The sequence below is a fragment of the Streptomyces sp. NPDC002669 genome (assembly GCF_042889165.1).
In the GTDB taxonomy this organism is placed as follows: domain Bacteria; phylum Actinomycetota; class Actinomycetes; order Streptomycetales; family Streptomycetaceae; genus Streptomyces.
Genome location: NZ_JBIAQQ010000026.1, coordinates 83,061 through 107,898, shown reverse-complemented (window position 1 = coordinate 107,898; position 24,838 = coordinate 83,061). Strand labels below are relative to the sequence as shown.

23 protein-coding genes, 1 pseudogene and 1 riboswitch are annotated in these 24,838 nt (G+C 71.7%); of the genes and pseudogenes, 11 read left to right on the top strand and 13 right to left on the bottom strand.

Going from position 1 to position 24,838, the window contains the following annotated elements:
• Positions 1-153 precede the first annotated feature (153 nt).
• A complete protein-coding gene (locus ACFYW1_RS30720; RefSeq protein WP_389000364.1) occupies positions 154-693 on the top strand; it encodes an NADAR family protein in 540 nt (179 codons plus the stop codon).
• A gap of 244 nt (positions 694-937) precedes the next feature.
• Here the strand turns inward: ACFYW1_RS30720 and ACFYW1_RS30715 are convergent, their stop codons facing one another.
• Positions 938-1,657, bottom strand: coding sequence for a DUF4190 domain-containing protein (locus ACFYW1_RS30715; RefSeq protein ID WP_389000361.1), 720 nt, complete (start codon positions 1,655-1,657; stop codon positions 938-940).
• Positions 1,658-1,789: 132 nt separating this feature from the next.
• Between ACFYW1_RS30715 and ACFYW1_RS30710 the strand changes: the two genes are divergently transcribed.
• The 6 genes from ACFYW1_RS30710 to ACFYW1_RS30685 all read left to right on the top strand — a co-directional run bounded on the left by ACFYW1_RS30710 (position 1,790) and on the right by ACFYW1_RS30685 (position 7,803).
• Positions 1,790-2,824, top strand: a complete 1,035-nt coding sequence (locus ACFYW1_RS30710) for an adenosine deaminase (RefSeq protein ID WP_389000358.1) — start codon at positions 1,790-1,792, stop codon at positions 2,822-2,824.
• Between the two features lie 156 nt (positions 2,825-2,980).
• Positions 2,981-3,685, top strand: a complete 705-nt coding sequence (locus ACFYW1_RS30705; RefSeq protein WP_389000355.1) for a glycerophosphodiester phosphodiesterase — start codon at positions 2,981-2,983, stop codon at positions 3,683-3,685.
• A 104-nt stretch (positions 3,686-3,789) separates the two neighbouring features.
• A complete protein-coding gene (locus tag ACFYW1_RS30700) occupies positions 3,790-4,590 on the top strand; it encodes an SAM-dependent methyltransferase (protein ID WP_389000352.1) in 801 nt (266 codons plus the stop codon).
• Between the two features lie 80 nt (positions 4,591-4,670).
• Positions 4,671-5,810 (top strand): sensor histidine kinase, encoded by a 1,140-nt coding sequence (locus ACFYW1_RS30695; RefSeq protein WP_389000443.1) that lies wholly within the window; start codon positions 4,671-4,673, stop codon positions 5,808-5,810.
• Positions 5,807-6,574 (top strand): response regulator, encoded by a 768-nt coding sequence (locus ACFYW1_RS30690; RefSeq protein WP_389000349.1) that lies wholly within the window; start codon positions 5,807-5,809, stop codon positions 6,572-6,574. The genes ACFYW1_RS30695 and ACFYW1_RS30690 overlap by 4 nt, the downstream gene beginning before the upstream one ends.
• Before the next feature lie 35 nt (positions 6,575-6,609).
• Positions 6,610-7,803 carry a serine hydrolase domain-containing protein gene (locus tag ACFYW1_RS30685; RefSeq protein ID WP_389000346.1) on the top strand — a complete coding sequence of 398 codons (1,194 nt, stop codon included), beginning with the start codon at positions 6,610-6,612 and terminating at the stop codon, positions 7,801-7,803.
• Position 7,804: 1 nt separating this feature from the next.
• On the opposite strand, the gene ACFYW1_RS30680 is transcribed toward ACFYW1_RS30685, so the two are convergent.
• From ACFYW1_RS30680 to ACFYW1_RS30665, 4 genes and pseudogenes are all read right to left on the bottom strand, one after another.
• Positions 7,805-8,350 carry a hypothetical protein gene (locus ACFYW1_RS30680; RefSeq protein WP_389000343.1) on the bottom strand — a complete coding sequence of 182 codons (546 nt, stop codon included), beginning with the start codon at positions 8,348-8,350 and terminating at the stop codon, positions 7,805-7,807.
• 274 nt (positions 8,351-8,624) lie between these two features.
• Positions 8,625-8,993, bottom strand: a pseudogene (locus tag ACFYW1_RS30675) (NUDIX hydrolase); the annotation flags it as partial.
• 93 nt (positions 8,994-9,086) lie between these two features.
• A complete protein-coding gene (locus ACFYW1_RS30670) occupies positions 9,087-10,250 on the bottom strand; it encodes a spermidine/putrescine ABC transporter substrate-binding protein (protein WP_389000440.1) in 1,164 nt (387 codons plus the stop codon).
• 171 nt (positions 10,251-10,421) lie between these two features.
• Positions 10,422-11,861 (bottom strand): gamma-aminobutyraldehyde dehydrogenase, encoded by a 1,440-nt coding sequence (locus ACFYW1_RS30665; protein ID WP_389000340.1) that lies wholly within the window; start codon positions 11,859-11,861, stop codon positions 10,422-10,424.
• A gap of 162 nt (positions 11,862-12,023) precedes the next feature.
• Here ACFYW1_RS30665 and ACFYW1_RS30660 point away from each other — a divergent pair, with 162 nt between their 5' ends.
• The 4 genes from ACFYW1_RS30660 to ACFYW1_RS30645 all read left to right on the top strand — a co-directional run bounded on the left by ACFYW1_RS30660 (position 12,024) and on the right by ACFYW1_RS30645 (position 16,111).
• Positions 12,024-12,530 (top strand): Lrp/AsnC family transcriptional regulator, encoded by a 507-nt coding sequence (locus ACFYW1_RS30660; RefSeq protein WP_389000337.1) that lies wholly within the window; start codon positions 12,024-12,026, stop codon positions 12,528-12,530.
• Positions 12,515-13,894 (top strand): aspartate aminotransferase family protein, encoded by a 1,380-nt coding sequence (locus ACFYW1_RS30655; RefSeq protein WP_389000334.1) that lies wholly within the window; start codon positions 12,515-12,517, stop codon positions 13,892-13,894. The genes ACFYW1_RS30660 and ACFYW1_RS30655 overlap by 16 nt, the downstream gene beginning before the upstream one ends.
• A gap of 313 nt (positions 13,895-14,207) precedes the next feature.
• Positions 14,208-14,945 (top strand): ABC transporter ATP-binding protein, encoded by a 738-nt coding sequence (locus ACFYW1_RS30650; RefSeq protein ID WP_389000331.1) that lies wholly within the window; start codon positions 14,208-14,210, stop codon positions 14,943-14,945.
• Positions 14,927-16,111, top strand: a complete 1,185-nt coding sequence (locus ACFYW1_RS30645; RefSeq protein ID WP_389000328.1) for a hypothetical protein — start codon at positions 14,927-14,929, stop codon at positions 16,109-16,111. The genes ACFYW1_RS30650 and ACFYW1_RS30645 overlap by 19 nt, the downstream gene beginning before the upstream one ends.
• A gap of 65 nt (positions 16,112-16,176) precedes the next feature.
• On the opposite strand, the gene ACFYW1_RS30640 is transcribed toward ACFYW1_RS30645, so the two are convergent.
• The 8 genes from ACFYW1_RS30640 to pyrH all read right to left on the bottom strand — a co-directional run bounded on the left by ACFYW1_RS30640 (position 16,177) and on the right by pyrH (position 24,760).
• Positions 16,177-16,632 carry an SRPBCC domain-containing protein gene (locus ACFYW1_RS30640; RefSeq protein ID WP_389000324.1) on the bottom strand — a complete coding sequence of 152 codons (456 nt, stop codon included), beginning with the start codon at positions 16,630-16,632 and terminating at the stop codon, positions 16,177-16,179.
• A gap of 158 nt (positions 16,633-16,790) precedes the next feature.
• On the bottom strand, positions 16,791-17,816 hold the full coding sequence (locus tag ACFYW1_RS30635; protein WP_389000321.1) for an ABC transporter ATP-binding protein: 1,026 nt from the start codon (positions 17,814-17,816) through the stop codon (positions 16,791-16,793).
• A 42-nt stretch (positions 17,817-17,858) separates the two neighbouring features.
• Positions 17,859-19,472, bottom strand: a complete 1,614-nt coding sequence (locus ACFYW1_RS30630) for an ABC transporter permease (protein ID WP_389000437.1) — start codon at positions 19,470-19,472, stop codon at positions 17,859-17,861.
• A gap of 149 nt (positions 19,473-19,621) precedes the next feature.
• Positions 19,622-20,722 carry a thiamine ABC transporter substrate binding subunit gene (locus ACFYW1_RS30625; protein WP_389000318.1) on the bottom strand — a complete coding sequence of 367 codons (1,101 nt, stop codon included), beginning with the start codon at positions 20,720-20,722 and terminating at the stop codon, positions 19,622-19,624.
• A 73-nt stretch (positions 20,723-20,795) separates the two neighbouring features.
• Positions 20,796-20,912, bottom strand: a riboswitch (TPP riboswitch).
• A 53-nt stretch (positions 20,913-20,965) separates the two neighbouring features.
• Positions 20,966-22,072 carry a 23S rRNA (adenine(2503)-C(2))-methyltransferase RlmN gene (rlmN, locus tag ACFYW1_RS30620; RefSeq protein WP_148839604.1) on the bottom strand — a complete coding sequence of 369 codons (1,107 nt, stop codon included), beginning with the start codon at positions 22,070-22,072 and terminating at the stop codon, positions 20,966-20,968.
• Between the two features lie 93 nt (positions 22,073-22,165).
• On the bottom strand, positions 22,166-23,251 hold the full coding sequence (locus ACFYW1_RS30615) for a phosphatidate cytidylyltransferase (RefSeq protein WP_389000313.1): 1,086 nt from the start codon (positions 23,249-23,251) through the stop codon (positions 22,166-22,168).
• Positions 23,251-23,808: a ribosome recycling factor gene (frr, locus tag ACFYW1_RS30610; protein ID WP_356933265.1), complete on the bottom strand. Its 558-nt coding sequence runs from the start codon at positions 23,806-23,808 to the stop codon at positions 23,251-23,253. The genes ACFYW1_RS30615 and frr overlap by 1 nt, the downstream gene beginning before the upstream one ends.
• 175 nt (positions 23,809-23,983) lie before the next feature.
• Positions 23,984-24,760 (bottom strand): UMP kinase, encoded by a 777-nt coding sequence (pyrH, locus tag ACFYW1_RS30605; protein WP_148839598.1) that lies wholly within the window; start codon positions 24,758-24,760, stop codon positions 23,984-23,986.
• Positions 24,761-24,838 lie beyond the last annotated feature (78 nt).

The following is a 24,838-nucleotide window of genomic DNA, read 5'->3' as shown; positions in this document are numbered from 1 at the left end:
GCCGATCCTGACAGAGGCCATCCACCCCAACAAGTGATTCCGTTGTTGCCTTTTGGTTACGCAACGGAATCTGTCGACCATGTGTCGCGTCAGTACGGAATTCCCCGTACGGAGTGTCAGTGGCGAATGCCAGAATCGCATGCCATGGAACACATGAACGATCTTCTGGCGCGGGTCGCGCGCGGGGAGAAGGTGAAGTACCTGCACTTCTGGGGACACCGTCCGCGGCCCGACGGCCGTATCGGCGCGAGCTGCCTCAGTCAGTGGTGGCCGTCGCGTTTCACGGTCGACGGCGTGACGTACGCGTCGGCCGAGCACTGGATGATGGCGGGCAAGGCGCGTCTGTTCGGTGACGCGGAGTCGGAGGCCGCGGCGGTGGCGGCGAAGAGCCCGGCGGCGGCGAAGAAGGTGGGCCGGCTGGTGCGCGGTTTCGACGACGCGGTGTGGGAGCGCGAGCGGTACGGGCTGGTGGTGGCCGGCAGCGTGCACAAGTTCGGCGGCGACCCGAAGCTGCGGGAGTTCCTGCTGAACACCGGGGACCGGGTGCTGGTCGAGGCGAGCCCGATGGACCGGATCTGGGGCATAGGGCTGGCGGCGGACGACCCCCGGGCGGCCGCCCCGGCGAGCTGGCGGGGGCTGAACCTGCTGGGATTCGCGCTGATGGACGCCCGGACGCGGCTGCGGGCGGCTTGAGAGCACCGGGGCGCTGCGGGGGAACGGCCGGGGCTGCCGGACGTCCGCGGGCGACGGCCGGGCCGGGACTGCGGGCGGTTCGAAGGGCCCGGGACCGCCGGACGTTCACCGGGGGCGGCGCCCCTCGCACACGGCGCCGGGTCGCACGGTCCCGGTACGGCGCGACGGCCGCACGGGAAGGGCCGGGGCCCGGCCCGTACGGCCGTCGCGAAGGGGTGCGCCGTCGGTCCGGTGCCGGTTGCCGCTACCGCGTGACGTCGATGACCAGGGACGTGGCGTACGGGTCGTCGTCGTAGACGGTGTTGTCGTCGAGCTCGTCGGCGTGGGTGGCGAACAGCCAGATGAAGAAGCTGATGATCGCCACGCCGAAGGCGATGCCGATGGACCCCATGATGATCCCGGCGAGCGCCTGGCCGCTGTTGGTCGCCTCACCGCGCTGCACCCGCTTGCGGCCCAGGATGCCGAAGATCAGGGCCAGTACGCCCAGGATCAGGCTCGGGATCCCGTAGACGCAGAACATGCAGACGGCCAGGATGCCGAGCACCATGGCCGCCGTGCCCATCCCGTTGGCGGGCGGCGGGCCCCACGGTGCCTGGGGGTATCCGGGGTATCCCGGGTATCCCGGATACCCGTACTGCGGCTGTGCTGCCGGGTATCCGTACTGGCCCGCGGCCGGCGGGAACTGCTGCCCCGGCCCGTTGGGGCCGACCGGGGGCGGCGGCACCTCGCCGGGGACCGGCCCGGTCTGGTCGGGCGATCCGAACCCCGGCGGCGGCGCGTCGGCCGGCGCGGGGCCGTCCCCGAGGCCCGGCATCGAGGTGACCGTCGGCTGACTGTGCACGGCGGGCGGACGGGTGTCGCCGGCCGGCGGAGCCTTCTTGTCCAGCGGGACCTTGCCGTCGGGCGCGGCCCACGGATCCCGCGGCGCGCCCCCGCCCTCGGGCTGCTCTGTGTTGTCTGACATGTGCCTCCCCCATCGTGGTCCCGTCATGCTACGGCCCGCCTGTTCACCTGCGGACCCGGCCTACGATGATCCCCGTCCCCTGCCCGGCCGACCGGCCCCGGCAGTCCGTCGTCCCACGCCCCGGAGAGTCCGATGTCCGAACTGCGCCCCTTCATCGCGGGGCTTCCCAAGGCGGAACTGCACGTCCACCACGTCGGGTCCGCCTCCCCCCGCATCGTCGCGGAGCTGGCCGCGCGCCACCCCGACTCCAAGGTCCCCACCGACCCCGAGGCGCTGGCCGACTACTTCACCTTCACGGACTTCGGGCACTTCATCGAGGTGTACCTCTCCGTCGTGGACCTGGTCCGCACCCCGGAGGACGTCCGGCTGCTGACCTTCGAGGTCGCCCGCGACATGGCGCGGCAGAACATCCGGTACGCGGAACTGACGGTGACGCCGTACTCCTCGACCCGGCGCGGCATCCCCGAGCAGGCGTTCATGGAGGCGATAGAGGACGCCCGCAAGGCAGCCGAGGCCGAGCTGGGCGTCGTGCTGCGCTGGTGCTTCGACATCCCCGGCGAGGCCGGGCTCCGGTCCGCCGAGGAGACCGCCCGGCTCGCCGTGGACCTGCGGCCCGAGGGGCTCGTCTCCTTCGGGCTCGGCGGTCCGGAGGCCGGAGTGGAGCGCCCGCAGTTCAAGCCCTACTTCGACCGCGCGATCGCCGCGGGCCTGCACTCCGTGCCGCACGCCGGGGAGACCACCGGGCCGCAGACCGTCTGGGACGCGCTGACCCATCTGCGCGCCGAGCGCATCGGCCACGGCACCAGCTCCGTCCAGGACCCGAAGCTGCTGGCCCACCTCGCCGAGCACCGCATCCCGCTGGAGGTCTGCCCGACCTCGAACGTCGCGACCCGTGCCGTGACCGACATCGAACAGCACCCGATCCGGGAGATGGTGCGGGCCGGTGTCCTGGTCACCATCAACAGCGACGACCCGCCGATGTTCGGCACCGACCTCAACAACGAGTACGCGGTGGCCGCCCGGCTGCTCGACCTGGACGAGCGCGGGCTCGCCGCGCTGGCGAAGAACGCGGTCGAGGCCTCGTACCTCGACCCGGCCGGCAAGCGGACGCTGGCCGCCGAGATCGACACGTACACGGCGAGCTGGCTGGAGCGCGCCGCCCGGTGAACCGGCCCGAACGCTCCGGTCGATGAGCCCGGTGATACGCGCCGGTCGGCCGGTGAGCCCGTCGGCACGTACCGGTCGATGAGCCCGTCGGCGCGTACCGGCCGGTGAATCGGCCGGAGCGCGCCGGTCGGGGAACCCGGTGGCCACAATGACCCCATGGCCACCACAGTCACCGCCGTGGCGCACCGCGGCGACCCCTACCGGGTCCGCGAGAACACGCTCCCCTCGATCCGCTCCGCCCTCGCGCAGGGGGCGGACGCGGTCGAGATCGACGTACGGGTCACCCGCGACGGGGTGCCGGTCCTGCTGCACGACGCCACGCTGAAGCGGTTGTGGGGCCACGACCTGCGGCTCGACCGGCTGACCCGGGCCGAGCTCATCGGGCTGACCCGTGGCGGTGTGCCCACGCTGCGCGAGGCGCTGCTCGCCGCCGGGACGCACCGCGTCATGATCGACCTGCCCGGCTCCACCGACGGCTCCGTGGCGCGGACCGTCGCCGCGGTGCACGGGTGCGGGGCCGCGGAGCGGGTGTACTACTGCGCGGGTCCCGAGGCGATGCTGCGGGTGCGCGCCGCCGATCCCGCCGCCGAGATCGCCCTGACCTGGACGTCGCCCGAGCCGCCGGGCCCGGCACTGCTCGACGCGGTGCGGCCGCGCTGGCTGAACTACCGGTTCGGCCTGGTGCACCGCGAGCTGACGGACCGTCTGCACCGGGACGGGCTGCTGGTGTCCGCCTGGACGGCGGACACCGCCCCCGTCATGCGCCGCCTCGTCCGGCGGGGCGTCGACTCGATCACCACCAACCGGGTGGACGTCCTGCGCGGAGTCCTCGCCAACTTCTCGGCCACCGGCCCCGCTTGACCGTCCGGCATCATGGACGGCGCCCCCTCTCCGCGCCCTCTCCCCGTTCTCCCCTTCCCCCTCCCCTCTTCCCCCCATCACCGACCGGCCCGAGGAGCAGAACCGTGACCGACGCCCGCACCGATCCCCTTCCCGACCGCGTCCGTCCTCACGTCGCCCACAACGCGCGGGTCTGGAACCACTGGCTGGGCGGCCGGGACAACTACCCCGTGGACCGCGAGGTCGGCGACCGGGTCACCGCCATGTACCCGAGCATCGGCGAAGTCGCGCGCGCCGACCGGGAGTTCCTGGGGCGCGTCGTCCGTCATCTGGCCGGTGACGTGGGCATCGGCCAGTTCCTGGACATCGGCTCCGGTCTGCCGACCGCCGGGAACACCCACGAGGTCGCCCAGCACACCGCCCCCGGCTCCCGCGTCGTGTACGTCGACAACGACCCGATCGTGCTGGCGCACGCCCGTGCGCTGCTGACCAGCTCCCCGGAGGGCGCGACCGCGTACGTCGAGGCGGACGCCCGCCGCCCGCAGGAGATCCTGCGGGCGGCCGAGCCGACGCTGGACCTGGGCAGGCCGGTCGCCGTCCTGCTGCTCGGCGTCCTCAACTTCGTCCTGGACACGGACGAGGCCCGGCACATCGTGCGGACGCTGATGGCCGCGGTGCCGTCCGGCAGCCATCTGGTGCTGACCCATCCGACGCTGGAGCTGGGCGGTGAGGGCAACGAGGCGGCGATGCGGTTCTGGAACGAGAACGCCACCCCGCCGATCACCGCCCGCGGCCGCGCCGAGTTCGCCACGTTCCTGACCGGGCTCGATCTCGTGGAGCCGGGCATCGTGTCGTGCGCGCGCTGGCGCGCGGAGCCGGGAGCGCCGCTGGTCGCCCAGTTCGGCGCGGTGGCCCGGAAGCCGTAGTGGATCCGCGGGAGGTGTGGACGCGCGCCCGGGGGGCGTGGGGGACGGACATCGGGGTGGCCCTGCTGGTGCAGGCGGCCATGACCATGCCGTTCCTCGTCCCGCGCGCCCCCGAGCTGCCGGCGGCGACGTGGACGTCGTACGGGCTGACCACCCTGACGGCGCTGCCGCTGGTGGCCCGCCGCCGGGCTCCGGTCGCGGTCCTCGTCGCGGTGATGGCCACCGGGGCCCTGTACACCTTCGCCGTCGACGGGCCGGGGCAGCCGCTGCCGTACACCGGTCTCGTGGCGTTCTACACGGTGGCCGAGCTCTCCTCACCGCCGAAGCGGCTCGGGATCGCGGCGCTCACGGTGGCGGCGGTGCTGGTCTCGGTCGGCCTCGACGGCGACGACATGCGGGAGCTGCTCTTCTCCCTGTTCGTGTTCGCGGCGGCCTACGCCTTCGGCCGGTTCACGGTGACGCGCAAGGCGTACCTGCGCGCGGTGGAGGACCGGGCCCGTCAGCTGGAGCTGACGCGCCGGATCGAGGCAGAACAGGCGGCGGCCCGCGAACGGGCCCGGATCGCCAGGGAGATGCACGACATCCTGTCCCATGCGGTGAGCCTGATGATCGTGCAGGCGGAGGCCGGTCCGGTGGCGGTCCGCACGGCGCCGGAACGTGCCGAGGCGGCCTTCGACGCGATCTCGGAGGCGGGCCGCGACGCGATGGCGCAGCTGCGCCGGATGCTCGGCGTGCTGCGCGAGAACGAGGGCGCGCCGGACGCACCGCGGGAGCCCCAGCCCGCACTGGACGGACTGCCGGGGCTCGTGGAGCGGGTGCGCGGCAGTGGTCCGGCGGTCTCGTACGAGGTCACGGGCGACCCCGGTGCGCCGGATCTGGCGGTCGAGGCGACCGTCTACCGGATCGCGCAGGAGGCCCTGACGAACGTGATCAGGCACGCGGACGCGAGCACGGTCCGCGTCCGGCTGGAGCACGGGCCCGAGGCACTGACGCTCACCGTCACCGACGACGGACGGGGGTCCGGGGGCGGCTCGGGGCTGGGGCTGGTCGGCATCCGGGAGCGTGCCGCCGCGCACGGCGGCACGGCCGGTACCGGCCCCGGTCCGGACGGACGGGGGTTCCGGGTCCGGGTGACGATTCCGCGAGCCCGGCCGCCGGAGACGGAGAGCAAGACAGTGGCAAGAACAAGGACGGGGCGGACGACGGAGGTGGGGAGTTGACGATCCGTGTGGTGGTGGCCGACGACCAGGAACTGGTGCGCAGCGGCTTCGCGATGATTCTGGACGCGCAGCCGGACATCGAGGTCGTCGCGGAGGTGGGGGACGGGGCGCGGGCGGTGGACGCGGTGCGGCGGCTGGCGCCCGACGTCGCCCTGCTGGACATCCGGATGCCGGTCGTGGACGGGATCGAGGCATGTCGCACGATCAGTGCGGAGACCGGCTGCCGGACGGTCATGCTCACCACGTTCGACTCCGACGAGTACGTCTACGAGGCGCTGCACGCGGGCGCGAGCGGCTTTCTGCTCAAGGACGTCCGCAGGGACGACCTGGTGCACGCGGTGCGGGTGGTGACGGCCGGGGACTCCTTGCTGGCTCCCTCGGTGGCCCGTCGACTGGTCGCCGACTACACCTCGCGCCCGCCCGCGACGGCCGTGGAGCCGTCGGCGCGCCTGGACGTCCTGACCGCCCGCGAGCGCGAGACGCTGCTGCACCTGGCCCGCGGTCTGTCGAACGCGGAGATCGCGGCGGCGCTGGTGGTCAGCGAGCACACGGTGAAGACCCATGTCGGCAACGTGCTGTCCAAGCTGGGGCTGCGCGACCGGATCCAGGCGGTGATCTGCGCGTACGAGTGCGGTCTCGTGGCTCCCTCTCCCGGGGGAGGCCCCGCCCCCGGCTCCCCCGCGCGGGGGAGCGGCTCTCCCTCCGGCAAACCCCCGGGCGGGGGATCCGCCCGGCCGGGCCGGTCAACAGGATGGATTCCGTAGGCAGTTACGGATTCCACTCCTCGGAGGCACCCGGCATGAACGCCCGCACGTCCCGCACCCTCGTCGCAGCCGCACTGGTTCTCGGCATCGCCGCGGGCTCCGTCCCACCGGCCCTGGCGGCGGCCGGTGCCCCGGCGGCCGCAGGCCATCCGGCGCGGAAGGCCCCCGTCCGGGAGGCTCCGGACGCCGAGGCCCTGCGCGCCGCGATCCGCGGGCTCCCGAAGGACGACGCCACGGCCGCCCTGGTGCGGGTCTCGGGCTCCGAAGGTGTCTGGCGGGGCAGCGCCGGTGTCCACGACCTGGTCTCCGGGCGGCCGGCGGATCCGGACGGCCGCTTCAGGGCCGGTTCGGTGACCAAGGTCTTCACGGCGGCCGTCGTGCTTCAGCTCGCCGGGGAGGGCAGGGTCGACCTGGACCGCCCGGTCCGGCACTATCTGCCCGATCTGATCCCGGTGGGGTACGGGGGCGTCACGGTGCGCCAGCTGCTGAACCACACGAGCGGCATCCCGTCCGTCGGCCCGGGCGGCGACCTGGACGACGCGTACGCGCACCGCTTCGACCTGCACGACCCGGTCCGTACCGTGCGCGAAGCCACCTCCCGGGAGCCGTACTTCGCACCCGGCACCCAGCAGCACTACGCCAACATCGGCTACACCGTGGCGGGCCTGCTGATCGAGCGGCTCACGGGTGACACGTACTCCTCGCAGGTCTCCCACCGCATCCTGGAGCCGCTGGGTCTGGGGGACACCCGTTTCCCCGGCACCGACCCGACGATCCGCGGGCCTCACAACCACGGCTACCAGCTCTTCGGCACAGGCGAGCTGCGCGATGTGACGGTGTGGGGGGTGACGGACGCCTGGGCTGCGGGCGACCTGATCTCGACCACCGCGGACCTGGAGCGTTTCACCCGGGCCCTGTTCCGCGGCCGGGTGGTGCGCGGACCGCTGCTCCAGGAGATGTTCACGCTGCCCGACGCGTCGATCCGCGAGTACGGCACGGGCAAGCCCGCCGCGTACAGCGCCGGTCTCTCGATGATGCGGCTGGGAGGACGCGAGGTCTGGGGCAAGACGGGTGGCCGCTGGGGCTACAACACGGTCGTCGCGGCCACCCGTGACCTCTCCCGGACCCTCGTCTACAGCGTCAACTCGACGGACGCGAAGGGGGACGGGATGAACCCGACGGCGTTGAACATAGTGGTGGCGGCCTTCGGCGCCCCGTCGGCCGGGTGACTCAGACCGCCGGGGCGGCCGTCGGCGCGGACTCCGGCCTCGACGCCCGTTCCAGCACCTCCAGCCGCTTGATCATGCGGCGCACCACGAGCAGCGGAATCACGCCGAAGACCCCGAACGACATGTCGATGACGGACCACCAGAAGGGGATGCCCCGGACGGGCCCGCAGATCAGCGCGAGCGGGATGATCCCGGCGCAGGCGATCATGCCGAACTCGATGACCCAGATGTTGCGGACCGGGTCGCGGTAGGGGCCGTAGAAGGCGACCGCGATGACGAGGTGCGCGAAGGCCAGCCAGTCGGTGCCGTACAGGACGAAGGGGTACTTCGCGTCGGTCTGGTCCAGGCCGGTGCGGACCTTGGTGATCCACTCCGTCAACGCCGGGAAATGCTCCGGAACGGGAGAGGCCGAGGACCTCAACAGGTCCTCGGCCCAACGGAGTTCGTGGACGAGCGGAAAGGCGGTCAGTCCGCTCAGCACCAGACAGACGATGAAGAGGATCAACCACATGCGTATGCGCCTCAGCAGGGCTCTTCGCTCGCTCATGTCCGCAGCGTACGCCCGGGTTCACCGGGCCCTCGCACCGCCTGCCGGGGTTCTCGCGCCACGCCCTCACACCCCTTCGCGGGGGCGGCCGACGGGGCGGTCGGGGTCGGTTTCCTCGTCGAAGTCCCCCAGGTGAACGGGGCCGTCGGCGGGCCGGGGCGCCGTGAGCGCATCCGTCAGGAGCCGGGCCAGGCCCTTCCGGCCGGACGGTCTCCCGCGTGGCGGCCAGCTCTCGCACCGACCACCAGCGGTACCCGTGGCGGGCCTCGGCCGGGTCGATCCTCACCTGGTGCGCCTCGTCGTCCGTGACCCGGACGAGGCGGTACTCCTCGTGCTGGTCGAAGCTCCGGCCGTCGACGGTGAAGGCGGTCCGCCGGGTCCACAGGAGCGGGCCCAGCCGGTGGGCGGACAGGGACAGTCCCGTCTCCTCCCGGACCTCACGGACCGCCGCCCCGATGTGGTCCTCACCGTCCTCGACGCCCCCGCCGACGGTGAACCACCATCGCGCCCCCGGCCCGCGCGGATCGCGTCCGCAGAGCAGCAGGAGCCGGTCGTGCCCGTCGACCAGGAGCACCCGGGACGTCCAACGCTCCGTCCTGCGCCCGTTCTTCCGTCCGCTCTCCTGTCCGCCCTCCGCCGTCATGGGCGCCGATGCTATCCGGGGCTCCCCCGGCTGCCCGCCCCGCAGCGGCTCCGGCCCGTGCCGTACCGTGCCGTACCGGCCACGGACCACCGCTCACAGCCCGGCGATGGCGTTCCACTTCTTCGCGAAGCCGGCGCGCTCCTCGGAGGTGATGTCGCGGGCGATCGTCAGCCGCTCGCGCATCTCGTCGTCGGGGAAGATCAGCGGGTCCTCGGCGAGTTCGGCGGTCTCCTTGTCCTTGGCCGCGGCCAGCACCTCGCGGGCGGCCGGGACGGGGCAGACGTAGTTGACCCAGGCGGCCAGCTCGGCGGCCACCTCCGGCTCGTAGTAGTAGTCGACGAGCTTCTCGGCGTTGCGCTTGTGGCGGGCGAGGTTGGGGATCATCAGCGACTCCGACCAGAGTTCGGCCCCCTCCTCGGGAACCACGAACTCGATCTCCGGGTTGTCGGCCTGGAGCTGGATGACGTCACCGGAGTACGCCTGGCAGGCGAGCACGTCGCCGGTCGACAGGTCCTTGATGTAGTCGTTGCCGGTGAAGCGGCGGATGTGCTTCCTGCGCACCAGCTTCTCGATCTGTTCGCACATCTCGTGGAAGTCGTCCGGCACCCAGCGGGTGATGTCGACGCCGTTGCCCAGCATCAGGAGGGCGAATGCCTCGTCGAGCCCGGACAGCAGCGTCATCCTGCCGCGCAGGTCGTCCGCCCACAGATCGCTCACGTTCCTGATCTCGCGGCCGAGCTTCTTGCGGTTGTACGCGATGCCGGTGATCCCCGACTGCCAGGGGACGCTGTGCGTACGGCCCTTGTCGAAGGCGGGCGAGAGCAGCTGCGGGTCGAGGTACCCGGCGACGTTGGGCTGCTCGGCCCGGTCCATCTCCTGCACCCAGCCCAGCCGGACGAACCTGGCGGACATCCAGTCGCTGACGACGATCAGGTCCCGGCCGGTCTCCTGGTGGTTCATCAGCGCCGGGCTGATCTTCCCGAAGAACTCGTCGTTGTCGTTGATCTCCTCGGTGTACGTGACGGAGATGCCGGTCCGCCTGCCGAACGCGTCGAGGGTGGGCCGCTTCGACTCGTCCTCGTCGTCGGTGTCGATGTAGAGGGGCCAGTTCGCGAAGTGCAGGGAGCGGTCCCTCGCCGAGGTGTCGCTCCCGGCACGGTCACCGGGCTCCACGTAGGCGGCGGGCACGCCGCAGCCGGCCAGCGCGGCACCGGCCGTCGTGGCCCCGAGGGCGCGCAGCAGGGACCGGCGGGACATGGGGTTCTTCGGGGTTGCTCGCACTCGCGCAGGATGCCGGTCGACCGGACGGAGGGGCAATGGACCAACCGTCCAGCTTCGCGCATCCGGCCCGCACACCCTGTCGATGCCCGGGTACGGCTGCGGCCCCGGGCTCGTGCCCGGGGCCGCGGCCGTGCTCCTGACCGGGAATCAGTCGTCGAGCGAGGTCATGACGTGCTTGATGCGGGTGTAGTCCTCGAAGCCGTACGCGGAGAGGTCCTTGCCGTAGCCGGACTTCTTGAACCCGCCGTGCGGCATCTCGGCGACGAGCGGGATGTGGGTGTTGATCCACACGCAGCCGAAGTCGAGGTTCTTGGACATCCGCATGGCGCGGGCGTGGTCCTTGGTCCACACCGAGGAGGCCAGGGCGTACTCGACGCCGTTGGCGTACTCCACGGCCTGGGCCTCGTCGGTGAACTTCTGGACGGTGATGACCGGGCCGAAGACCTCGTTCTGGATGATCTCGTCGTCCTGCTTGAGTCCGGAGACGACGGTCGCGGCGTAGAAGTAGCCCTTGTCGCCGACCCGGTGGCCGCCCGCCTCGACCCTGGCGTGGGCGGGGAGCCGCTCGATGAAGCCGCTGACCTGCTTCAGCTGGTTGGCGTTGTTGAGCGGGCCGTACGCCACGTCCTCGTCGTCCGGCAGGCCGGTCTTCGTGTCGGCGGCGGCCTTGGCGAGCTCGGTGACGAACTCGTCGTGGATGGACTCGTGGACCAGGACGCGGGTCGCGGCCGTGCAGTCCTGACCGGCGTTGAAGTAGCCCGCGCCGGCGATGCCCTCGACGGCCTTGGCGATGTCGGTGTCCTCGAACACGACGACCGGGGCCTTGCCGCCGAGCTCCAGGTGGACCCGCTTGACGTCCTTGGCGGCGGACTCGGCGACCTGCATGCCGGCCCGTACCGAACCGGTGATGGAGGCCATCGCCGGGGTCGGGTGCTCGACCATCGCGCGGCCGGTGTCGCGGTCGCCGCAGATGACGTTGAAGACGCCCTTGGGCAGGATCTGACCGATGATCTCGGCGATCAGCACGGTCGACGCCGGGGTGGTGTCGGACGGCTTGATGACGACGGTGTTGCCCGCGGCCAGGGCCGGGGCGAACTTCCAGACGGCCATCATCATCGGGTAGTTCCACGGCGCGACCTGCGCGCAGACGCCGACCGGCTCGCGCCGGACGATGGAGGTGAGGCCCTCCATGTACTCACCGGCCGAGCGGCCTTCGAGCATCCGCGCCGCGCCCGCGAAGAAGCGGATCTGGTCCACCATCGGCGGGACCTCTTCGTCACGGGTGAGCCCGATCGGCTTGCCCGTGTTCTCCGACTCGGCGGCCACGAGGTCCTCGGCGCGCTCCTCGAAGGCGTCCGCGATCTTCAGCAGGGCCTTCTGGCGCTCGGCGGGCGTGACGTCGCGCCAGGCGGGGAACGCGGCCGCGGCGGCCTCCATGGCGGCGTCGACATCTGCCTGTCCGGAGAGCGGCGAAGTCGCGTAGACCTCCTCCGTCACCGGGTTGACCACGTCGATGGTCCGCCCGTCAGCGGCGTCCCGGAACTCTCCGTTGATGTAGTTGCGCAGACGGCGCACCTCGGTGGTCACAACCACCCCTCCTGTCGACACGTCCAATGGGTGAGATGCCCAGCGTAGTCGCTCGGGTGTCGCTTTCGACATGCCCAACCGCCGCGAACTTCGGATTCAGTGAGATCGAGGCCCAGAGACAACGAATTTCATCGATCTGGGGTTGCCAGACAGACGAGTCCCGTGCACAGTGGATGCGTGGCCAGTCGCAGCGCAGACTCCAGGACCGGGAACGGATCGTCACCAGCGGTCGATGCCGTCTCCCTCGCAATCATCGAGCAGCTCCAGGAGGACGGGCGCCGTCCGTACGCCGCGATAGGCAAGGCCGTCGGTCTTTCCGAGGCGGCCGTACGACAGCGCGTCCAGAAACTGCTCGATCAGGGCGTGATGCAGATCGTCGCCGTCACCGACCCCCTCACCGTGGGGCTCCGGCGGCAGGCGATGGTCGGCATCAACGTCGAGGGCGACCTCGACCCCGTGGCCGAAGCGCTGTCGGCCATGGACGAGTGCGAGTACGTGGTGATGACCGCGGGCTCGTTCGACCTGATGGTGGAGATCGTCTGCGAGGACGACGACCACCTGCTGGACACGATCAACAAACGCATCCGGGCCCTCCCCGGTGTGCGCTCCACCGAGAGTTTCGTCTACCTGAAGCTCAAGAAGCAGACCTATATGTGGGGAACCCGATAGCCGTGAGCAAGGACCTCAGCCGAACCGCGTACGACCACCTGTGGATGCACTTCACCCGCATGTCGGACTACGAGACCGCGCCCGTTCCCACCATCGTGCGGGGTGAGGGCACCTACATCTACGACGACCAGGGCAAGCGCTACCTGGACGGCCTGTCCGGCCTGTTCGTGGTCAACGCCGGTCACGGTCGTCACGAGCTCGCCGAGGCGGCCTACAAGCAGGGCCAGGAGCTGGGCTTCTTCCCGGTGTGGTCCTACGCCCACCCGAAGGCCGTCGAGCTGGCCGAGCGCCTGGCCGACTACGCCCCGGGCGACCTCAACAAGGTCTTCTTCACCACCGGTGGCGGCGAGGCCGTGGAGACCGCCTGGAAGCTGGCCAAGCAGTACTTCAAGCTCAAGGGCAAGCCGACCAAGTACAAGGTCATCTCGCGTGCGGTCGCCTACCACGGCACCCCGCAGGGCGCCCTGTCGATCACCGGCCTGCCGGCCCTGAAGGCCCCCTTCGAGCCGCTGGTCCCCGGTGCGCACAAGGTCCCGAACACCAACATCTACCGCGCCCCGATCCACGGCGACGACCCCGAGGCCTTCGGCCGCTGGGCCGCCGACCAGATCGAGCAGCAGATCCTCTTCGAGGGCCCGGACACCGTCGCCGCGGTCTTCCTGGAGCCGGTGCAGAACGCCGGCGGCTGCTTCCCGCCGCCGCCCGGATACTTCCAGCGGGTGCGCGAGATCTGCGACCAGTACGACGTGCTGCTCGTCTCCGACGAGGTCATCTGCGCCTTCGGCCGCCTCGGCACGATGTTCGCCTGTGACAAGTTCGGCTACGTGCCGGACATGATCACCTGCGCCAAGGGCATGACCTCGGGCTACTCCCCGATCGGCGCCTGCATCGTCTCGGACCGCATCGCCGCGCCGTTCTACGAGGGCGGCAACACCTTCCTGCACGGCTACACCTTCGGTGGCCACCCGGTCTCCGCGGCGGTCGGCCTCGCCAACCTCGACATCTTCGAGCGCGAGGGTCTCAACCAGCACGTCCTGGACAACGAGAACGCCTTCTTCACGACGCTGCAGAAGCTGCTCGACCTGCCGATCGTCGGCGACGTCCGCGGCAACGGCTTCTTCTACGGCATCGAGCTGGTGAAGGACAAGGCCACCAAGGAGACCTTCACCGACGAGGAGACCGAGCGCGTCCTGTACGGCTTCCTCTCCAAGGCCCTGTACGACAACGGCCTGTACTGCCGGGCCGACGACCGCGGCGACCCGGTCGTCCAGCTCGCGCCGCCGCTGGTCTCCGACCAGTCGACGTTCGACGAGATCGAGGGCATCCTGCGCAGCGTCCTCACGGAGGCGTGGACCAAGCTCTGACCTGCGGCACCGGGGGGAGGACCGGCCACGGACCGGCCCTCCCCCCGGCCGCCCCGGCGGACCGGGAGCCACCGCGGCCCCGGCCCGCCGAACGGGCCATCGCCCGACCGCCGTCCGGCCTGCTCCGGACGGCCATCCCCATACGGTCCGCACGGCCCGGATGCGCCCATTCGAGTGGGAAGGGACGCGTCCGGGCCGTGTGCTGTGCCCTCACCGCGGTTCGGATCCCTACGGTGCCGAGTGACCGATCGGCCCCTTCTTCGTTCCCCCATACGGGGGAACGGGAATTACGATCTGAACCGAGGTGTACGCCATGGTGGCCCCGCCGGACAACGACGTGATCTGGGCGCGTTCCCTGCACCACTCCCACAACGGCTCGCCCGCGCTCGGCGGCGTCTCCCTGGAGGTCCGCGACGGCGAGATCCTCGCCGTGACCGGCCCCCGGGGCTGCGGCAAGACGACCCTGCTGCACTGCCTGTCCGGCCAGCTGGTGCCCGAACAGGGCGAGGTGTGGTTCAACAGCGTCCCCGTCCACACCATGGGGCCCCGGCTGCGCGAACGGCTGCGCCGCGACAGGTTCGGCTGGATCGCCCCCGAACCCCAGCTGGTGCCCGAGCTGAACGCCTGGGAGAACACCGCGCTCCCCCTGCTGCTGCGCGGCACCTCGCACCGGACGGCGCGGAAGACCGCCATGGAATGGCTGGAGCGGCTCGACATCGGCCCCTGCGCCAAACAGCGGCCGCACACCCTGCTCCAGGGGCAGCGCCAGCGGATCTCCGTGGCCCGCGCCCTGGCCGCCACCCCCGCGGTGATCTTCGCGGACGAGCCGACCGCGACCCTGCACCGGAGCGACCGCACGCACGTGCTGCGCACCCTGACCAGCGCGGCCCGCTCGCACGGCATCACGATCGTGCTCGCCACCCACGACGCGGAGGTCGCCGCCCTCGCCGACCGCACGGTCCCGCTGCTGGACGGCCGCCGGGTCGCCACCGTCGCCCTGCCCGCCGTGACCGACGCGGAGGGCAGGGCGGCGTGCTCGCTCTCCGTCTAGCCCGGGGTTCCCATCCGCTGGTCCTGCTGCGGAGGCTGCTGGTCGCCGCCGCCTCCGCCGGGGTCGGCTTCCTCCTGCTGTGCGCCCTGGGCTACGCCTCGGGCAACCCGACACACTCCACCGGGGCCCTGCTGCGGCTGCTGTGGTGCTTCGTACCGTTCGCCGCCACCGTGCAGTTCGCGGTCGCGGTGGCCCGTACGGACCCGAGCGCCCGGCCGCGCTCCGCGCTGTCCGCCGTGGGCCTGGGGCCGGTCCGGCTGGCCGCCCTCGCGGCGGTCTCCACCGCAGTGTCCTGCGCCCTCGGGTCGGCGGTGGCGCTGCTGTTCTTCCTGCATCTGCGCGGTGATCTGTCCGGTCTGCCGTTCGACGGCGCGGCGGCCGGGCTGCTCGGCGCGGACGCCCCGCTGCCGCTCGGCGCCGCGCTGGTGCTGCTGGCCCTGGTCCCGGTGGCGGCGGCCACCGCGAGCGGGCTGTCGCTGCGTACCGGGCCGGTCCCGACGGCTCCCCCGGAGGGCACCTCCTCGGAGGTCCGGACGGAACCGGAGCCGCCCGACCCCGCCGACCCTCCGACGGGGCTGCCCTGGGGGGTGGCGCTGATCGCGGCCGGTCTGGCCGTCGAGGCGTACCTGAGCCGGGGCGACGGACACAGCCTGCTCCCGCTCCCCGGCAGGATCGACGCCACCCCGGCCGGGGTTCTGACGGGGTGGACGCTGGCGGCGATCGGCCTGGCCCTGGCGGGCCCCGGTCTGACGTACTTCTGCGGACGGCTGCTGCAGTCGGCGCACCCGGGAGCCCTGCGCCTGCTGGCGGGCCGGGTACTGATGGACGAGGCGCGCCGGATCGGCCGGCCGCTGGGCGTGATCTGCGCGGTGCTCTCCGCCGCCGTCGCCGCCCACGCCCTGTACGGGGCGGAGGAACACTCCTTCGGTCCGCTCACCGCGCTGGGCGCGGTGCTCGTCCTCGGCTGCACCACGGCGACGTTGCTGACCTCGGCGCTGGAGGCGCGGCAGGCCCGCTCCGAGGTGTCGGGGACCTTGTCGCGGCTCGGTGCCCCGGCCTCGGCCCTGCGGGTCTCGGCCGCGCTGCGCGCCGCCGTCCTGCTGCTCGTCTTCGCCCCGCTGACCTGGGTGATCGCGGAACTGGCCGCGCTGCCGCTGACGGTCTGAGACCCCGGTCGCCCGGTTCGCGGCGGGGGCCGGGGCGAACCGGGCGACCGGGTCGCGGCGCCGGCTCAGGCGGAGGACGCGAGCCGGGCCGCGAGCGCGTCGAAGAACGCCTCCCAGCCGTCCTCGGCCGCCGCGTACTGCTCGGCCGTGAGATTGCCCCCGCGCTGCCGGAAGACCATTTCGGTGGTCCCGTCGCCGCGGTCGGCGAAGGTGGCGGTGACGGTCTCGCCCTCGATGCCGTCGGGCGCGGTGGCGTCCTTGAGCGTGAACACCAGCCGCTCGGGCCCGGCCACCTCGCGGTAGACCCCGTGGAAGGGCATCTCCGTGCCCGGCACCACGATGACCAGGCTCCAGGAGCCCCCCGGCCGGACGTCCATCGCCACCCGGTCGAGCGGCACCTCGGCCTCGCCGCCGTACCAGGCCGCGAAGTGCTCGGGCGTCGTCCACGCCTCGAAGACGCGCTCCCGCGGGGCGTCGAGGACACGGGTGATGTCGATGCCCTCGCGTGTTGACTCGGTCATGGTCCCTGTCCTTCCCGCTTCCGGGGCTGCTCCGGGGCGGCCGGTTCCGCGCCACGGGAACATCCGGCCATCGTCCGGCCCCCGGGCGGAGTCCGCCACCCGGGCACGCCGGAGCCGCGCCGTCGAGGGACGCCACCCGGGCCCGTAGGACCGCGCCGTCAGGGGGCGGCGGGCAGGACGACGGTCTCCGACGCGTCGAAGCCGACCCCGACCGCCGCCCCCTCCTCGGGGGCGTCCCGCAGCGCGCACTCCGCCTCCAGGGCCGGACCGGTCTCCGGCAACAGCCGTACGGCGACGTGGTTGCCCCGGAACGTACGCGTCCCGACCACGCAGCGCAGCCCCTCACCGGGGGCCCCGATCCGGACCCCGGCAGGGCGGACCAGCAGATCGCACGCCCCCTGCGGCGCCCCCTCGGCCACCGGCACCTCGCCCCACACCGTGGCGGCGGCGGTTCCGTCCACCGTCGCCGGCACCACGTTGTCGAAGCCGAGGAACCGGGCGACGAAGGCGGAGGCGGGCCGCTGCCAGACCTCCAGCGGCGTCCCGGCCTGGGCGATCCGTCCGTCGCGCATCACCACCACCCGGTCGGCCAGGGCGAACGCCTCGCCCTGGTCGTGGGTGACGGCCAGCACCGTCGTGCCCAGCCGCCCGAAGAGCGTGCGCAGTTCGACGACGAGCCGTTCCCGCAGACCGCGGTCGAGCTGGCCGAGCGGCTCGTCCAGCATCAGCAGCTTGGGGCTCGGGGCGAGGGCCCGCGCGAGGGCGACCCGCTGCTGCTCCCCGCCGGACAGCGCGGCGACGGCGCGCCGCTCGGCACCGGGCAGGCCCACCAGATCGAGGAGTTCACCGACCCGGCGCTCCTGGTCGCGGCGCGGCATCCCGCGCATCCGCAGCCCGAAGGCGACGTTGGCGCCGACGTCCCGGGTCGGGAAGAGCTGGTGGTCCTGGAACATCAGGCCGAGCCCGCGCCGGTGCACCGGCACCCCGGCCTGGTCCGCACCGTCCAGCAGCACCCGGCCGCCGTCCGGCGGCCGGAGCCCCGCGACCACCCGCAGCAGGGTGGACTTGCCGCTGCCGCTCGGTCCGAGCACGCACACGATCTCGTGCTCGGCGACCTCCAGGTCCACCGCGTCGAGCGCCGCCCGCTCGCCGAAGCGCACCGTGGCCGATTCCAGTGTCAGCATCTCCAGAACTCCCCGGACATCTCTAGAACTCCCGAGCCATCTCTAGAACTCCCCGGCCCGGTCCGTGCGGATGCGTTCGAGCAGCAGCAGCGAGACGGCGCACACCACCATCAGGATGGTGCTCAGCGCCATCGCCTGGCCGTAGTTGAGCTCCCCGGCCCGGCCCAGCAGCCGGGCCACGGCGACCGGCAGCGTCGGCCGGTCCGGCCGCGCGATGAACACCGTCGCGCCGAACTCGCCGAGCGACACGGCGAACGCGAAACCGGCCGCGACCAGCAGCGCCCGTCGCACCAGCGGCAGATCGACCTCCCGCCAGGCCCGCAGCGGGGAGGCCCCGAGCACCGCCGCCGCCTCCCGCAGTCGTCCGTCCACCGCCCGCAGGACGGGCAGCATGGTCCGTACGACGAAGGGCACGCCGACCAGTGCCTGGGCGAGCGGCACCAGGATCCAGGACGTCCGCAGATCCAGCGGCGGTTCGTCCAGGGTGATCAGGAAGCCGAAGCCGACGGTGACCGCGGACACCCCGAGCGGCAGCATCAGCAGCGCGTCGAAGCCGCGGACGAGCCGCCCCGCGCGCCGGGTCAGCGCGGCGGCCGCGAGGCCGCCGACGACCAGTGCGATGACCGTGGCGACCAGCGCGTACTGCACGGAGTTCCAGATCGCTTCGAGCGGCGCGACCAGGAACGTCCCGCCACCGGCGTCCGCGGAGCCCAGGGCCCGGTAGAAGTCGAGGCCGTGGCCGCCGGGTACGTCCAGCGAACGCTCGACCAGCACCCCGAGCGGCAGCAGGATCAGCACCAGCACGGTCAGCAGCACCCCGGCGAGCAGCGCCCGCTGCCCGAAGCCGCGCGGCCTGCGGGCGGTTTGTTCCGGGTCGACCAGCTTCAGCGCGGTCTCCCTGCGCCGTACCGTCCACGCGTGCACGGCGAGGATCGCGCCGACCGCGGCGAACTGCACCAGGGTCAGCACGGCGGCCGTCGGCAGGGCGAGCAGCTGGGCGGTCTGCCGGTAGATCTCCACCTCCAGGGTGGAGTAGCCGGGACCGCCGAGAATCTGCACGACCCCGAAGGAGGTGAAGGTGAAGAGAAAGACCATCAGCGCGGCGGCGGCCACGGCGGGAGCGAGAGCCGGCAGCGTGACCCGCCGCCAGGCGGCGAACCGTCCGGCGCCCAGTACCCGGGCGGCCTCCTCCTGCCGGGGGTCGAGCTGGGACCACAGTCCGCCGACGGTCCGTACGACCACCGCGTAGTTGAAGAAGACATGGGCGAGCAGGATGGCCCAGACGGTGGTGTCGAGCCGTACGCCCCAGAGTTCGTCGAGGAATCCGCCGCGCCCCAGCAGCGCCAGGAAGGCCGTCCCGACGACGACGGTCGGCAGGACGAACGGCACCGTGACGACGGCCCGCAGCAGTTGCTTGCCGGGGAAGTCGAGACGGGCGAAGACATAGGCGCCGGGCAGCGCGATCAGCAGGGTCAGCGCGGTCGAGGCGAGCGCCTGCCAGCCGGTGAACCAGAGGACATCGCGGATGTCCGGCCGGGCCAGCACCTCGCCGACCCGGCCGAACTGCCAGACGCCGTCCGCCTTCAGTCCGCGGCCGACGATCGCGACGACCGGGTAGGCGAAGAACAGCGCGAAGAACGCCACGGGCACGGCCATCAGACCGAGCCGCACCGCGCTCCCCCGCCGTGCCGCGGCCCGGGCGGCGCGCGGTCGCCCGGGGCCGGGCCCGCGCGCGTCGTCCCCGCGCGGGCCCTTCCCGTGACCGCCCGTCCCGGCCGCGTCCGTCGCGCGTTCGGGGGACTTCGTTACTTCACTACGAGCGAGGACCACGACTGGACCCACTGCTCACGGTTCTTGGCGATGCTGTCCGGGGCGACGGTCGCCGGCTTCTCCACGGTGGCACCGAACTTCGTGAAGACCTCCGGCAGCTCGGCGTCCTCGACGACCGGGTTCACGAACATGTTGAGCGGCATGTCCTCCTGGAACTTCTTGCTGATCAGGAAGTCCAGCAGGGCCTTGCCGCCCGCCTCGTTCTTCGCGCCGTCCAGCAGACCGGCGAACTCGATCTGGCGGAAGCAGGTCCCGGTGGCGACCCCGGTCGGGGCCTCGGCCGGCGGCTGCTTCGCGTACAGCACCTCGACGGGCGGGCTGGAGGCGTACGAGACGACGAGCGGCCGGTCTGCCTTGGCCTTCTTGCCGCCCGCCGAGCCGGAGAACTCCTCGTTGTACGCCTCCTCCCAGCCGTCGACGACCTTGACGCCGTTCTTCTCCAGCTTCTTCCAGTAGTCCTGGTAGCCCTTCTCGCCGTAGGCGGCGACGGTGCCGAGGAGGAAGCCGAGGCCGGGCGAGGAGGTCGCGGCGTTCTCGGTGACGAGGAGGTCCTTGTACGCGGGCTTCGCCAGGTCGGCGAAGGTGCTCGGCGGCGCGAGCTTCTTGTCGGCGAAGTACTTCTTGTCGTAGTTGACGCAGATGTCGCCGGTGTCGACCGGGGTGACCCGGTGCTCGGCGTCGAGCCGGGTGGCCTCGGCGACCCGGTCCAGGCCCTTGGCCTCGTACGGCGTGAAGAGCCCGCTGTCGAGGGCACGGGAGAGCAGCGTGTTGTCGACGCCGAAGAACACGTCCCCGCGCGGGGAGCCCTTGGTCAGGATCTCCTGGTTGAGCGCGACACCCGCGTCGCCGCTCTTCAGGACCTTGACGGTGTAGCCGGTCTCCTTCGTGAACTCCTTCAGCACCTCCTTGGAAGCGTTGAAGGAGTCGTGGCTGACGAGGGTCACGGTCTTCGAACCGGAGCCCTTGGGGCCGGACGCCTGGTCGTCGGAGCTTGCGCATCCGGCGAGCGCGGTGACGCCCAGCGCGGTGGCGGCGGCCGTCGCCGCGAGCCGCCCGGTTCTGTGGGTGGTGCTCATTGTGGATTCCTCCTGGGTTTTGGCCAGGAAGAGACGCGGCCCTGCCCGCGGAAAGCGGGCAGGGCGCAACAGCATGAGTTGATGACCGAACTTCCTACCCGGAATGACCCGGGCGAGGTTCAGAGGGTCTGCGGCCGACCTGTCCTCGGTGCCGCACTCTCAGCGCTGTGGCGCTCCCCTGTCGGAATATGAAGTTGATTTCGGGCCCAGGTTACACGGGCCCCTCCGGCCGTCCGGAGGGGCTCAGCGCTCGGCCGCCGCCAGCTGTCCGCAGGCCCCGTCGATCTCCTGGCCGCGGGTGTCCCGCACGGTCACCGGAACACCGTGGGCGGCGATCGCCTCGACGAACGCCTTCTCGTCCTCGGGGCGGGAGGCGGTCCACTTGGAACCGGGCGTGGGGTTCAGCGGGATCAGGTTGACGTGCACCCGCTTGCCCTTGAGCAGCCTGCCGAGCAGGTCGCCGCGCCACGCCTGGTCGTTGATGTCACGGATCAGGGCGTACTCGATGGAGATGCGGCGGCCGGACTTCTCCGCGTACTCCCACGCCGCGTCCAGCACCTCGCGCACCTTCCAGCGCGTGTTCACGGGGACGAGGGTGTCGCGCAGCTCGTCGTCCGGTGCGTGCAGCGAGACGGCGAGACGGCACTTGAAGCCCTCGTCGGCGAAGCGGAGCATCGCGGGCACCAGGCCCACGGTGGAGACGGTGATCCCGCGCTGCGAGAGCCCCAGCCCGTCCGGCTCCGGGTCGGTGAGCCGACGGATCGCGCCGACCACCCGGTTGTAGTTGGCGAGCGGCTCGCCCATCCCCATGAAGACGATGTTGGAGAGCCGGGCCGGCCCGCCGGGGACCTCGCCGTCGCGCAGCGCCCGCATGCCGTCCACGATCTGGTGGACGATCTCGGCGGTGGACAGGTTGCGGTCGAGTCCGGCCTGTCCCGTCGCGCAGAACGGGCAGTTCATCCCGCATCCCGCCTGGGACGAGATGCACATGGTCACCCGCTCCGGGTAGCGCATCAGGACGGACTCGACGAGCGTCCCGTCGTGGAGCTTCCACAGCGTCTTGCGGGTGGTGTCGTCGTCACAGCTGATGTGACGGACGACGGACATCAGGTCGGGGAACATCGCCTCGGCGAGTTTGTCCCGCGATCCGGCCGGGATGTTGGTCCACTCGGCCGGGTCGTGCGCGTACCGCGCGAAGTAGTGCTGCGAGAGCTGCTGGGCGCGGAACGGCTTCTCGCCGATCGCGGCGACGGCCTCCCTGCGCTCGGCGGGCGTGAGGTCGGCGAGGTGCCGCGGCGGCTTCTTGGCTCCGCGGGGCGCGACGAAAGTGAGTTCTCCGGGCTTAGGCATGGTCCATCCAGTGTCGCAGACGCGACGGCAAGGGCCCGCCGTCCTGTGGACGACGGGCCCCGACCCGTGAAAACCCCCGGCCGGAGGCCGGTCTCAGCCGGAGCCGACGAACACCACCAGCAGCAGCCAGACCACGGGAGCGGTCGGCAGCAGCGAGTCCAGCCGGTCCATGATCCCGCCGTGCCCCGGCAGGAGCGTGCCCATGTCCTTGATGCCGAGGTCCCGCTTGATCATCGACTCCCCGAGGTCGCCGAGGGTGGCACTGACCGCGACCGCCAGCCCGAGCAGCAGCCCCTGCCACCAGGAACCGCCGTCGATCAGGAACTGCATGCACAGCGCACCGGCGACCATCGCGAAGGCGATGGCCCCGAACAGTCCCTCGCGGGTCTTCCCGGGGCTGATGCGCGGCGCGAGCTTGTGCTTCCCGAAGCGCCAGCCGACGGCGTACGCGCCCGTGTCGCTGACCACCGTCAGCAGCAGGAAGGTGAGCACCCGCTGCGGTCCGTCGTCGGCGGTCAGGAGCAGGGCGACGAAGGTGGCGAGGAACGGCACGTAGAACGTGGCGAACACCCCGGCCGTGACGTCCTTGAGGTAGCCCTCCGGCGGCGCGGTCATCCGCCAGACGAGGACGGCGAGCGCGGTCAGCGCCGTCGCCACCCAGGCGCCCTCGGCGCCCCGTACGTAACCGGCCACCACCATCGCCGCGCCACCGACGGCCAGCGGGACGAGCGGCACCTTGAGGCCCTTGCGCTCCTCCAGCCGGGAGGTGAGCTCCCACAGGCCGACGACGACGGCGACGACGACCACGCCGACGAAGACGTCCTTCACGATGAACAGCGAGGAGACGATGACGGCGCCGAGCCCCACCCCGACCCCTATGGCGGCTCGCAGGTCACGGCCCGCACGTTTCTTCTGCGGGGGCGGCGCGGCGGTGGACATGGGCTCCTGCGGCTTCTCGTCACGGAACAGGGGACCGCCGCTCAGGCGTCCGGCCCCCTGGTCCCGGTCATCACGGTCGTCAGCGTCTCTACCTGCGTCGGGAACGTCCGGCACGATGGGCATGGGCCGAGTCTGCTGGGCGCCGTGCACATCGTATGCAGGACCCGCCGGAACGGCCTGCAACTCGGGCGCGCCCCAGCCACCGGCTCCCGGCGGGGCGCCCCGGGAAGAGTCGTTCATCAGACTTCGAGCAGCTCGGCTTCCTTGTGCTTCAGCAGCTCGTCGACCTGCGCGACGTACTTCGCGGTGGTGTCGTCGAGCTCCTTCTCGGCGCGGCGCACCTCGTCCTCGCCCGACTCCTTGTCCTTGACCAGCTTGTCGAGGATTTCCTTGGCCTTGCGTCGCACGGCGCGGATGGAGATCTTGGCGTCCTCGGCCTTCGCCTTGGCGACCTTGATGTAGTCGCGGCGCCGCTCCTCGGTCAGCTCCGGGAAGGTGACCCGGATGATGTTGCCGTCGTTGCTCGGGTTGACACCGAGGTCCGAGTCGCGGATGGCCTGCTCGATGTTGCGCAGCGCGCTCTTGTCGAACGGCGTCACGACGGCCATGCGCGGCTCGGGCACCGAGAACGAGGCGAGCTGGTTGATCGGGGTCAGCGCGCCGTAGTAGTCGGCGACGATCTTGTTGAACATCGCCGGGTGCGCACGGCCGGTCCGGATCGCGGCGAAGTCCTCTTTCGCGACGACGACGGCCTTCTCCATCTTCTCCTCGGCCTCGAGGAGGGTTTCTTCGATCACCACGTGCTCCTGCGTGTCTTGAGCGGGCCCGGCGTGCTCGGGCCCTGCGGGTCCTGCGTCGCGTCCTCACCTGCACGGTGTCCGACCGGCAGGCCGTTGTCCATCCTTCGGGGCCTGTCCCGGGACGTCGCCCGGGGCCCCGGCCCTTCCGTCCTGCCCGGAAGGCTCCCGGTTCTCAGACCCGGGTGCTCCGGTCGCTCACGAGCGTGCCGATCTTCTCACCCTTGACCGCGCGGGCGATATTGCCCATGGCGGTCAGCTCGAAGACGAGGATCGGGAGGTCGTTGTCACGGCAGAGCGTGATGGCGGTGGCGTCGGCGACCTTGAGGTCGCGGGCGAGTACCTCGCCGTACTCGAGCGCGTCGAACTTCACCGCGTCGGGGTTGGTCTTCGGGTCGGAGTCGTAGACCCCGTCCACCCCGTTCTTGCCCATCAGGAGGGCCTCTGCGTCGATCTCCAGGGCGCGCTGGGCGGCAGTGGTGTCGGTGGAGAAGTACGGCATCCCCATGCCGGCGCCGAAGATGACGACGCGGCCCTTCTCCAGGTGGCGCACGGCGCGCAGCGGGATGTACGGCTCCGCGACCTGCCCCATGGTGATGGCGGTCTGGACGCGCGAGTCGATGCCCTCCTTCTCCAGGAAGTCCTGGAGCGCCAGGCAGTTCATGACCGTGCCGAGCATGCCCATGTAGTCGGACCGGGCCCGGTCCATGCCGCGTTGCTGGAGCTCGGCACCACGGAAGAAGTTGCCGCCACCGATGACGACGGCGATTTCCGCACCGTCACGGACCACGGCCGCGATTTCCCGGGCGATGGCGTGTACGACGTCGGGGTCGACACCGAGTCCCCCGCCGCCGGCGAACGCCTCTCCGGACAGCTTCAGCATGAAGCGTCCCGCCACCTTGCCGTCGTCGCGCTTGTGGTCACCTTGTGCGGCGTCCGCGCCCTTGTTCATGGAGATTCTCCTCGTGCACATACGAAGAAGGCCATTGCCGGTGGGTCTGGTGTCCCTCAGCGGCAATGGCCTCCTCGT

Excerpts from the sequence above, each read along its gene's own strand:
- ACFYW1_RS30635 (WP_389000321.1), bottom strand. The coding sequence starts at position 17,816 with ATGCTGACACTGGAATCGGCCACGGTGCGCTTCGGCGAGCGGGCGGCG.
- ACFYW1_RS30625 (WP_389000318.1), bottom strand. The coding sequence starts at position 20,722 with ATGAGCACCACCCACAGAACCGGGCGGCTCGCGGCGACGGCCGCCGCC.
- ACFYW1_RS30695 (WP_389000443.1), top strand. The coding sequence starts at position 4,671 with ATGACCATGCCGTTCCTCGTCCCGCGCGCCCCCGAGCTGCCGGCGGCG.
- ACFYW1_RS30640 (WP_389000324.1), bottom strand. The coding sequence starts at position 16,632 with ATGACCGAGTCAACACGCGAGGGCATCGACATCACCCGTGTCCTCGAC.
- ACFYW1_RS30705 (WP_389000355.1), top strand. The coding sequence starts at position 2,981 with ATGGCCACCACAGTCACCGCCGTGGCGCACCGCGGCGACCCCTACCGG.
- ACFYW1_RS30685 (WP_389000346.1), top strand. The coding sequence starts at position 6,610 with ATGAACGCCCGCACGTCCCGCACCCTCGTCGCAGCCGCACTGGTTCTC.
- ACFYW1_RS30650 (WP_389000331.1), top strand. The coding sequence starts at position 14,208 with ATGGTGGCCCCGCCGGACAACGACGTGATCTGGGCGCGTTCCCTGCAC.
- ACFYW1_RS30630 (WP_389000437.1), bottom strand. The coding sequence starts at position 19,472 with ATGGCCGTGCCCGTGGCGTTCTTCGCGCTGTTCTTCGCCTACCCGGTC.
- rlmN (WP_148839604.1), bottom strand. The coding sequence starts at position 22,072 with ATGCCTAAGCCCGGAGAACTCACTTTCGTCGCGCCCCGCGGAGCCAAG.
- ACFYW1_RS30715 (WP_389000361.1), bottom strand. The coding sequence starts at position 1,657 with ATGTCAGACAACACAGAGCAGCCCGAGGGCGGGGGCGCGCCGCGGGAT.
- ACFYW1_RS30680 (WP_389000343.1), bottom strand. The coding sequence starts at position 8,350 with ATGAGCGAGCGAAGAGCCCTGCTGAGGCGCATACGCATGTGGTTGATC.
- ACFYW1_RS30670 (WP_389000440.1), bottom strand. The coding sequence starts at position 10,250 with ATGTCCCGCCGGTCCCTGCTGCGCGCCCTCGGGGCCACGACGGCCGGT.
- pyrH (WP_148839598.1), bottom strand. The coding sequence starts at position 24,760 with ATGAACAAGGGCGCGGACGCCGCACAAGGTGACCACAAGCGCGACGAC.
- ACFYW1_RS30615 (WP_389000313.1), bottom strand. The coding sequence starts at position 23,251 with ATGAACGACTCTTCCCGGGGCGCCCCGCCGGGAGCCGGTGGCTGGGGC.
- ACFYW1_RS30720 (WP_389000364.1), top strand. The coding sequence starts at position 154 with ATGAACGATCTTCTGGCGCGGGTCGCGCGCGGGGAGAAGGTGAAGTAC.
- ACFYW1_RS30710 (WP_389000358.1), top strand. The coding sequence starts at position 1,790 with ATGTCCGAACTGCGCCCCTTCATCGCGGGGCTTCCCAAGGCGGAACTG.